Source organism: Streptomyces sp. NPDC020958 (genome assembly GCF_055562175.1).
The window spans coordinates 1-1,991 of the sequence record NZ_JBVHFU010000056.1; the positions used below are offsets into that span (position 1 = coordinate 1).

General features: G+C 66.3%; 1 protein-coding gene. It reads left to right on the top strand.

Annotation, left to right across the window (positions count from 1 at the left end):
* Positions 1 to 111: 111 nt before the first annotated feature.
* On the top strand, positions 112 to 1,991 hold a 1,880-nt coding region (locus tag ACZ3KP_RS40940; protein ID WP_467506225.1), incomplete at its 3' end, for a condensation domain-containing protein.

Consider the following 1,991-nt stretch of genomic DNA (forward strand, 5'->3'; position numbering starts at 1 on the left):
CCGTCACGCGGCCGATCCCACCGCGGGCGGATACACGCCCTCGGATCTTCCCCTGGTCGACCTGAACCAGGCAGAAATCGATCAACTCGAGCAGCTGTGGAGGAACGACAAGTGAAGCGGAACGAATTGGAAGACATTCTTCCGTTGGCTCCTCTGCAGGAAGGCCTCCTCTTCCACGCGCTCTACGACGAGCAGGCGCTGGACGTCTACACGACGCAGATGTCTTTCCTCATAGAAGGACCGCTGAATGTCGCGGCTCTGAAGGCGTCCGCCCGTGTCGTTCTCGAGCGGCACAAGAACCTGCGCGCCGCTTTCCTGCACGAGGGTCTGCGGCAGCCGGTCCAGGTCATCCCCCGGAAGGTGGAGCTGCCCTGGGAGGAGATCGACTTTTCAGACCTGGACGCCGGCAGCCAGGAGACCGCGGTTGCCCAGTGGCTGGAGCAGGACCGGGCACGGCGCTTCGACCTGTCCGCCCCGCCGCTGTTGCGGTTCACGCTGATCCGCCTCGGTCACCAGCTGTTCCGGTTGGAGTTCACGAGCCATCACCTGCTGCTGGACGGGTGGTCGCTGCCCGTGCTGATGCGCGACCTGATGACCGCTTACGAGCAGGGCGGCCGCAGTGACGGCCTGGCACCTGTGAGGCCCTACCGGGATTATCTGGCGTGGGTGGCGCGGCAGGATCGTGGTGCGGCCGAGGAGGCGTGGCGTCGGTCGCTTGCGGGTGTCGAGGAGGCGACCCGGCTCGCGCCGGTGCACGCCCGTGCGTCGCAGATGGCGCCCGAACACGTCACCGTACGTCTGCCGGAGGAGTTGACCGCTGCGCTGGTGGCTGCGGCGCGGGGTTGTGGGGTCACGTTGAACACGGTGGTCCAGCATGCGTGGGGGGTGCTGCTGGGGCACATGACCGGTCAGGACGACGTGGTCTTCGGTGCGACCGTGGCGGGGCGTCCGGCTCAGATCCCGGGTATCGAGTCGATGGTCGGCCTGTTCATCAACACGGTGCCGGTACGGGTTCGGCTGAAGCCCGCCGAGTCCGTACGGGAGGCGCTGGTGCGGCTCCAGGACGAACAGAGCGCCCTCCTGGCCCACCAGCACCTCAAACTCACCGACATCCACAACCTGACCCCGGCCGACGAACTCTTCGACACCGTCGTCGTCTTCGAGAACTACCCGGTCGGTGCCGTACCGAAGGCCGCGGAGCCGGCCGATGCCATCCGGGTCGAACGGCTGGAAGGGCGGAACAGCACGCACTATCCGCTCAGCCTGATCGTGATGCCCGGAGACGAGTTCCGGCTGCGACTCGACTACAGGCCTGATCTCGTCGACCGAGCGGCAGCGGAACAGATCGGGTCCCAGCTGACCCGGGTGCTGGAAGCGACCACCACCGGACTCGATGGTGCGGTGGGACGCTTCGACCTGCTCGGTGCCGCAGAGAGGCACCAGGTGTTGACCGAGTGGAACGACACGGCCCGCGAGACACCCGCTGTGCTGCTCCCGCAACTGTTCGAGACGCAGACGGCACGAACCCCGCACGCAGCCGCCCTGATCAGCGGTGGGGTCGAGCTGTCGTATGTGGAGTTGAATTCCCGCGCGAATCGTCTGGCCCGTCATCTGGTGGCGTGCGGTGCGGGTCCGGAGAAACTCGTCGCCGTCGCGCTGCCCAGGTCGGCCGACCTGGTGGTCGCGCTGCTCGCCGTGCTGAAGAGCGGTGCCGGCTACGTGCCGCTGGATCCGGACTACCCCTCCGACCGTATCGCGTACGTGCTGGCTGATGCCGAGCCCGTGCTGGTGATCACCGATACGGAGACTTCATGTCGCTTGCCCGACAACGATGTGACTCGTGTGCTCCTGGACGCTGACGAAGTCGTGCACGTGGTCACCACGGCCAGTGCGTCCGACCTGTGCGACGGTGATCGGTTGTCTTCGGTGTTGGCTGCGCATCCGGCGTATGTGATTTATACGTCGGGTTCGACGGGTCGGCCGAAGGGTGT